Raw genomic sequence first — 6,492 nt, 5'->3', positions numbered from 1 at the left:
CTCCGCGTCCGGCTCGGCGAGCCGGCCCTTCACCGGGTAGTCCCAGGCCAGGTCGAGCACCGGCCGGTCCATCTCGTCGCCGGACCCGGCGAGCTTGTGCCGGATGATCCGCCCGAGGTGGTAGGCGAACCACAGGTCGCTGCGCGCCTCGCCGGGCGGTTCGACCGCCTGGTGGTGCCACTGCAGCAGCCGCTGGGTGTTGGTGAAGCTGCCGTCCTTCTCGGTGTGCGCGGCGGCCGGCAGGAAGAACACCTCGGTGCCGATGTCCTCCGTGCGCAGTTCCCCGGTCTCGATCTCGGGGCCGTCCTTCCACCAGGTGGCCGACTCGATCAGGGAGAAGTCGCGGACGACCAGCCAGTCCAGGTTGGCCATGCCGAGCCGCATCAGCTTGGCGTTGGCGCTGCCCACGGCCGGGTTCTCGCCGATGAGGAAGTAGCCCTTGCAGACGCCCTCCAGCTGGGCCATCGTCGTCTCGTACGTCGAGTGCGAGCCGGTGAGCCGCGGCAGGTAGTCGAAGCAGAAGTCGTTCTCCGCCGTCGCCGCGTCACCCCAGTACGCCTTCAGCAGGCTCACCAGGTAGTCCCGCATGTTGCCCCAGTAGCCCTTGTGCGCGGCCTCGGCCTCCACGAAGGCGTCCAGGTCCTGGTTCTGGTGGGCGTGCGGCATCGGGATGTAGCCGGGCAGCAGGTTGAACAGGGTCGGGATGTCCGTGGACCCCTGGATGGAGGAGTGCCCGCGCAGCGCGAGGATGCCGCCGCCGGGCCGGCCGATGTTGCCGAGCAGGGTCTGCAGCACGCAGGCCGCCCGGATGTACTGCACGCCCACCGTGTGCTGGGTCCACCCGACCGCGTAGGCGAACGCGGTCGTGCGGTCGCGCCCGGAGTTCTGGGTGATCAGTTCGCACACCTGCCGGAAAACGTCCTGCGGCACCCCGCAGATCCGCTCCACCATCTCCGGCGTGTAGCGGGCGTAGTGCCGCTTCAGCACCTGGAAGACGCACCGCGGATGGGTCAGCGTCTCGTCGCGTTCCGGTTCGCCCTCGCCGATCACCGCACCGCCGGAGCCGTGCGCCTCACCGCGCGCCGCCTCGGTCACCGAGCTGCCGCCCTCGGTGCGCTCGTCGTACTCCTGGTCCCGCTCGCCGGAGGCCGCCTGCACCTCGGAACCCTCGTACTGCCAGCTGCGGTTGTCGTACGAGCGGCTGTCGGTGTCCAGGCCGGAGAAGACGCCGGCCAGGTCCTCGGTGTCCTGGAAGTCCTCCCGCAGGATCATCGGGGCGTTGCTGTACGCCACGATGTAGTCGCGGAAGTACTTGTCGTGCCGGAGCACGTAGTTGATGATCCCGCCGAGGAAGGCGATGTCCGTGCCCGCGCGCAGCGGGACGTGCACGTCGGCGAGCGCGCTGGTGCGGGTGAAACGCGGGTCGACGTGAATCAGCTTGGCGCCCCGCGCCTTCGCCTCCATCACCCACTGGAACCCGACCGGATGGCACTCGGCCATGTTCGAGCCCTCGATGACGATGCAGTCCGCGTTCTGCAGGTCCTGCTGGAAGGTGGTCGCGCCGCCGCGTCCGAACGAGGTTCCCAGACTGGGAACGGTGGAGGAGTGTCAAATACGCGCCTGGTTCTCGATCTGGATCGCTCCGAGCGCGGTGAACAGCTTCTTGAGGAGGTAGTTCTCCTCGTTGTCCAGGGTGGCCCCGCCCAGGCTGGCGATGCCCAGGGTGCGCCGGGTGCGGGTCTCGTCGGCCTCCCACTGCCAGCCCTCCCGGCGTGCCGCGATCACCCGGTCGGCGATCATGTCCATCGCCGTGTCCAGGTCCAGCCGCTCCCAGTCGGTGCCGTGCGGGCGCCGGTAGAGGACCTGGTGCTCGCGGGCGTCCCCGGTGGTCAGCTGAAGGCTCGCCGCGCCCTTCGGGCACAGCCGGCCGCGTGAGATGGGGGAGTCCGGGTCGCCCTCGATCTGGGTGACCTTCTCGTCCTGCACGTACACGTTCTGGCCGCAGCCGACCGCGCAGTACGGGCAGACCGACTTCACCACCCGGTCGGCCGAGGCCACCCGGGGCGTGAGCCGTGCGCTGCGCCCGCTCTTCGCGGCGGCTCCGCGGCCGAGCGGATCCGTGCCGGTGAGCTGGCGGTAGACGGGCCAGGAGTCGATCCAGGTGCGCACGCCCACGGCTCCTCCTCCCGCTCGGGTGCCTCGATTGTCCCGCAGTCCGGTGACCGCGGCACGTCCTGCCGCGGTCGGCGCCGGGGTACCCCCGCCCGGTCCGGCCAAACCGATCCGGCAGGTGCGGGCGCGGCGCCCCGGGGGACTCCGCGGCTGCGGTGTGTCGGCGGACAGGCCGGACGTGGCGCCCGTAATGTCCGGATGGTCATGGTCCATGTCCGGGTGGTCACGGTCCCGAAAGAGTGACGGGAGCGATCGCATGACGATCGAGGGCGGCGGGGCGACGGTGGTCGCGCGGTGAGGCAGCGCCACATCTTCGGGACGGTCTTCACCCTCGAGGCCGTCATCGCGTGCGGGGTGTTCCTCGTCGTCGCCGCCGTACTGACCCGGTCGCTGCTGCGCCGGCGGGTCCGGACGGCCGACCGGTCCGAACGGCCGCGCGTGGAGGTCTGCTACGTCGGCGCCCTCGCCGCCTTCGCCGTCTTCCTGGTCGCCTGGACGGCCTGGCAGAACCACGAGGAACACCCCGCGGCAGCCGCCAGGCCCCTGCGCGTCGACGTCACCGGCTTCCAGTGGTGCTGGGACTTCCGCTACCCGCAGGCGGCGGGCCACCGCCGGGTCACCGGCACCTGCAAGGGCCAGGACATGCCCACCCTCGTCGTGCCCACCGGCCGGACCGTCCAGCTCCGGCTCACCTCACGCGACGTCATCCACTCGCTGTGGGTGCCCGGCCTGCGCTACAAGACGGACGCCTTCCCCGACCACGTGAACACCTTCACGCTCACCCTCGACCGGGCGGGCCGCTGGCGCGGCCGGTGCGCCGAGTTCTGCGGACAGCGGCACTGGACCATGGACTTCTGGATCAAGGCGGTCCCGCCCCGGGACTACGAGCGCTGGGTGCACGGCGGGACGGCGGCGGCATGACGCTCGCCCCGCACACCGAGCCCCAGCGCGACGACGCCGGCCGGCCCGTCCCGCCCGGCAGCTGGCTCGGCTGGATCTCCACCACCGACCACAAGCGCATCGGCCTGCTCACCGTCGGCACCTCCCTGGTGCTCCTGCTGGTCGACGGAGTCTTCGCGCTGCTCCTGCGCGCCCAGCTCGCGCAGCCCGAGGAGGGCTTCCTCAGCCCCCACCTGTACGACCAGCTGTTCACCATGCACGGTTCGGGCATGATCTACACGGTCATGACGCCGTTCGCCATCGGCATGGGCGTCTACCTGGTGCCCCTGCAGATCGGCGCCCCCGGCATCGCGCTGCCCCGGCTGACCCTGCTCGGCCACTGGCTGTACGTACTGGGCGCGCTCACCATGCTGGCCGGTTTCGCCACGCCCACCGGCGCCCACGCCGACGGCTGGTTCTCGTACCCGCCCATGGCCGACAGCGTGCACTCCCCGGGCACCGGCCCCGACCTGTGGATCGTGGGTGTCTGTCTCGCCGTGACCGGCAGCATCCTCATGGGCTGGGCGGTGCTGTGGACCGTCCTGCGCCGCCGCACCCGCGGCATGACCATGCTCCGCCTGCCCGTCTTCTGCTGGTCGATGATCGCCACCTGTCTGATGGTGATCGGTTCCTTCCCGGCGCTGCTGGCCGCGATGGTGCTGCTCGGGGTGGGCCGGGCCGACCCGGACGTCTTCGCCTCCAACGTCTGGAACATCGGCTACCAGCACGTCTTCTGGTTCTACGGCCATCCGGTCGTGTACGTGATGTTCTTCCCGTACCTGGCGGCCGTCGCCGAGGTGCTGGCGGTGTTCTCCGGCCGCCGCTTCTTCGGCTACCGGGGCACGGCCTTGTCCCTGCTGGTGTTCGCCGCCCTGTCGATGAGCGTGTGGGGCCACCACATGTTCGCCACCGGGCAGGCCGCCAACGACTACTACTCCCTGACCTCCATCGCCCTGCTGGTGCCCGCCGGTGTGGAGTACTTCGGCATGCTGGGCACCGTCCTGGGCGGCCGGCTGCGGCTGCGGGTCCCCATGCTGTTCGCGCTCGCCTTCATCCCCCAGTTCCTGATCGGCGGCCTCACCGGCATCATGGTCGGCACCCCGGTGATCGACTACCACGTCACCGACAGCTACTTCGTCGTGGCGCACCTGCACTACGTGCTGTTCGCGGGCAGCGCCTTCGGGCTGTTCGCGGCCGTCTACTACTGGTTCCCGAAGGTCACCGGCACCCTGCTGGACGAGACCATGGGCCGTCTGCACTTCTGGCTGCTGGTGATCGGCACCAACCTGACCTTCCTGCCGATGTTCGCCCTCGGCTACCTCGGCATGCCGCGCCGGGTCGTCACCTACGCCAGGTTCGACGGCTTCGGCCTGCTGAACCTGCTCGCCACCATCGGCGCGGCCTTCCTCGCCGCCGGCATGACGGTGTTCGCCGTCAACGTCCTGTGGACGCTGCGCCGCCGCCACCTGGGCCGGGCCGAGCCGGCCGGGGACGATCCGTGGCAGGGCCACACCCTGGAGTGGGCCACCACCTCGCCGCCGCCGCGCCTCAACTTCCCCGCCGACCGCCCGCTGCCGCCGGTCACGAGCTTCGCCCCGCTGCTGGACCGCAGGAAGGGAGGGGACGCCGCATGAAACGGCACCTGCCCGCCGTGCTCGTCGCCGGCTGGGGCGTGCTGAACGGCCTGCTCCTGGTGGTGCTGGCGGTCTACCGCGAGAACTCGATGACGTACTGGCTGTGGGGCGGCGTCGTCCTCGTCGTCGAACTGGCCGCCCTGGCCGTCCTGGTGTCCTCCCGGGCGGGCACCGACCAGCACGTCCGCTACCGGGTGCGCGACCGCGGAGCGGGCGGCGTCCTGCCCGCCGCGATCGGCCTGCTGCTCGTCGCGCTCTGCCCGGTCTACGGCCTGTGGCTGCTCGTCGTGGCCGTACCGCTGCTGATGCTGTCGGTGGCCCTCGCGGTGCACGGGACCACCGCACGGGAGAGGTGAGCCGCCATGGAGCACTCCGCGCACGGGTCCGTCACCGCGACGGCCTGGTCGGCCCTCCTCGTCGCCGCGGTGGTTCCGGCGGCCGTCCGCTGCCTGCGGCGCTCCCCGCTCTGGGAGCGCATCAGTGTCCCGGCGGGCGTGGCGCTGCCCCTGCTCGTGCTCACCCACGCCTGGGCCGTCCTCGGCGACCTCGTCGGTCTCGCACCGCCCGGCGAGGCGCGGGTCACCGAACCCGTCCTGCTCGGGGCCGCCGTCCTGTTCTGGCTGCCGGCCGTCGCCCGCACCCGGCACCGGCTGGACGACCCCGGCCGCTGCCTGTACCTGTTCCTCGCCGCGCCGCTGCTCGACCTGCCGGCGGTCGCCGTGGTCGCCGCGGGCCGCACCGCGGGCGGGCTCGCCATGATCGTGGGCATGCTGCCGCTCGGCGTCGCGGCGGCGGGGGTCACCTGGTCGTGGGTGAACCGCGAGGAACGCGAGGCACTGGCCGACGCGGTGCCCGGGCCGTGACCCGGGCACCGCGTCAGCGGTCGCGTCCGCGGAGCCTCTCCCGCTGGGGGACGACCGTGTAGCGGGGGTCCTCCGCGGAGGCCACCCCGGCGTGGAAGACACCGAAGCGCAGGGCCGCCGATCCGGTGAGCAGGGCCGCTCCCGCCGCCGCGGCCAGGCGCCGGTCCCGCACCCGGGACGAGACCAGGGCCAGGGCCGCTCCGCCGGCCGTCAGGGCCTCCGCCGCGCGCAGCAGCCGGTGCGGCCTGCCCTCCTCGAAGGGCTCCGCGGCCAGGCCCATCCGCCGCTTCATCGCCTGGAAGGCGCCCAGTTCCAGCGCCGCCCCGAGCACCGCCATCCGCCGGGCCGGTCCGGCCTCGCCGACGGGCACCGCGACCAGGGCGAGACCGGCGGCGGACGAGGCGGCGGAACCCGCGAAGACGAACGGCAGCTCCCGGTAGCCCTCGTGCCACGACGGCACCGCCGTGTCCGAGAGCAGCACCGCCGTGTACGTCGCCACGGCCGGGCCGAGCACCGCGGCGCCCGCCGTGGCGGCCGAGCCCACCGGGCGGTACCGGCCGGCCACGTCGGTCGCCGCGGCCGCCAGCGCCAGCGGCGCGTAACCGCACAGCACCCAGGACCCGACGCTCATCGGCGAGGTCGGCTTGAACACCCGCAGCATGTTCAGGAACCGCGACGGCCGCCCCAGGTCGTGCACCAGCGCCGCCAGCGACAGCGTGATGGCGCCCGCCGCGCCCGCCTTCGCCGTCCTGCCCAGCGCCGGCCGCCCGGTGGCCCCGGCCCCCGCCGCCAGCAGCGAGGAGGCTCCCGCCAGGCCGCCCAGGTACAGGTAACCGGCGATGTCCAGCGGCTTCCAGGTCGGCTTGTTGAGGACCGGCTTGCCG

6 protein-coding genes are annotated in these 6,492 nt (G+C 72.4%); 4 read left to right on the top strand and 2 right to left on the bottom strand.

Annotated features, from left to right (window positions below):
* The coding region (locus IE312_RS41760; protein ID WP_229900403.1) for a molybdopterin-dependent oxidoreductase at window positions 1-2,175 on the bottom strand (2,175 nt) is incomplete at its 3' end.
* 291 nt (window positions 2,176-2,466) lie between these two features.
* Here IE312_RS41760 and IE312_RS24860 point away from each other — a divergent pair.
* The 4 genes from IE312_RS24860 to IE312_RS24845 are packed head-to-tail and all read left to right on the top strand — an operon-like array spanning window position 2,467 to window position 5,608.
* Window positions 2,467-3,093: a cytochrome c oxidase subunit II gene (locus IE312_RS24860; RefSeq protein ID WP_189984546.1), complete on the top strand. Its 627-nt coding sequence runs from the start codon at window positions 2,467-2,469 to the stop codon at window positions 3,091-3,093.
* Entirely contained in the window at window positions 3,090-4,745 is a 1,656-nt protein-coding gene (locus tag IE312_RS24855) for a cytochrome c oxidase subunit I (protein WP_189984545.1), read from the top strand. Before IE312_RS24860 ends, IE312_RS24855 begins: the two co-directional genes overlap by 4 nt.
* Complete coding sequence (locus IE312_RS24850; protein ID WP_189984544.1) at window positions 4,742-5,101, top strand: hypothetical protein; 360 nt, start codon at window positions 4,742-4,744, stop codon at window positions 5,099-5,101. The genes IE312_RS24855 and IE312_RS24850 overlap by 4 nt, the downstream gene beginning before the upstream one ends.
* Before the next feature lie 6 nt (window positions 5,102-5,107).
* Entirely contained in the window at window positions 5,108-5,608 is a 501-nt protein-coding gene (locus tag IE312_RS24845) for a hypothetical protein (protein WP_229900402.1), read from the top strand.
* Between the two features lie 13 nt (window positions 5,609-5,621).
* On the opposite strand, the gene nrfD is transcribed toward IE312_RS24845, so the two are convergent.
* On the bottom strand, window positions 5,622-6,492 hold an 871-nt coding region (gene nrfD, locus IE312_RS24840; RefSeq protein ID WP_229900401.1), incomplete at its 5' end, for an NrfD/PsrC family molybdoenzyme membrane anchor subunit.

It is taken from the genome of Streptomyces capoamus, from assembly GCF_014654935.1.
GTDB classification, from domain to species: domain Bacteria; phylum Actinomycetota; class Actinomycetes; order Streptomycetales; family Streptomycetaceae; genus Streptomyces; species Streptomyces capoamus.
The sequence above is the reverse complement of the archived record's forward strand: the minus strand, read 5'-3'. Positions and strand labels throughout refer to the sequence as shown.